A 1357-nucleotide genomic window follows, 5' to 3' on the forward strand; every position below is an offset into this window, starting at 1 on the left:
GGTAGTGTCCCATGGCGTGGTGTAGGAAGGGCCCTTCGATGAGGTGGCCATCGCCGATCTTCGGTTAGGGTTCGGATGCGAACTCGAACCTGAAGGAAGATAGCGATGACCGATGCCAAGATGGCCTTGCTCGAGTTGGTTGATCAAGAGGCGGATGCGGATTTGGTGCGCGAGATGCTGGCGTTTGCCGCCGCGCGCATGATGGAGATGGAGATTGAGGCGAAGACTGGCGCGGCGGCAGGCACCCGCTCGCCCGAGCGCCTCAACCACCGCAATGGCTATCGCGAGCGCGCCTGGGACACGCGTGCGGGCCGGATCGAGCTGGCGACCGCCGAGCTGAGGAAAGGCAGCTACTTTCCCAGCTTCCTGGAGCCGCGCCGCACAGCGGAGAAGGCGTTGGTGGCGGTGATCCAGGAAGCTTACATCCAGGGGGTTTCGACACGGTCGGTGGACGATCTGGTGAAGGCGATGGGCGCCGCTGGCATCTCAAAGAGCCAGGTCAGTCGACTGATCACCGAGATCGACGAGCGAGTGAACGCTTTCCTCAATCGCCCAATCGAAGGCGAGTGGCCCTACCTGTGGATCGACGCCACGTACCTGAAGGAGCGCGAGGGTGGGCGGATTGTCTCCACCGCGGTCATAGTGGCAGTAGGCGTCGACACGCTCGGCAAGCGCGAGTGCTCGGCGTCGTGAGCGGCCCGTCTGAAGCCGAAGTGTTCTGGAAGGGCTTCCTGCGCTCGCTGGTCGATCGCGGCCTGCGCGGCGTAGAGCTCGTCATCTCCGACGACAACAAGGGACTGCGCAGCGCCGCAGGCAAGGTCTTCCATGCCACCCAGCAGCGCTGCCGCGTACACTGGATGCGCAATGCGTTGGCGCATGTCGGCCCCAAACAGCGTCCCGCCGTCGTCGCCATGCTCAAGACGATCTTTGCCCAGGAGAGCGCCCGAGCCGCCCACGAGCAGTGGCACCACGTCGCTGACGCCCTGCGAGAGCGATACGAGAAGCTCGCCATCATGATGGACGGATCACGCGAGGAGGTGCTCGCCTACATGGCGTTTCCCAAGGAACACTGGCCGCAGATCTCGTCCACCAACCCGCTTGAGCGCGTCAACAAGGAGATCAAGCGACGGGCCGATGTCATCGGCATCTTCCCCAACAACGCCGCTGTCATCCGCCTGGTCGGCGCGCTCATGCTCGAGCAGAATGACGAGTGGTCTGTGTCCCGCCGCTACATGACGCTGCAAACGATCGGCGCGTTGAGCGATAACCCGCACATCAGCCTGCCAGCACTGGCAGCCTGATCATCCTTGGCCCTGCCCAGGATCGGTGTTCCTACACCACCCCGCGGGGCACTACC

General features: G+C 63.7%; 1 pseudogene. It reads left to right on the plus strand.

Features of this window, described 5'->3' with window-relative positions:
- The first annotated feature begins 105 nt into the window (after nt 1-105).
- A pseudogene (locus tag GV044_RS20515) lies at nt 106-1301 on the plus strand (IS256 family transposase).
- Nucleotides 1302-1357: the final 56 nt, after the last annotated feature.

Source organism: Novosphingobium sp. 9U, from assembly GCF_902506425.1.
Taxonomy (GTDB): domain Bacteria; phylum Pseudomonadota; class Alphaproteobacteria; order Sphingomonadales; family Sphingomonadaceae; genus Novosphingobium.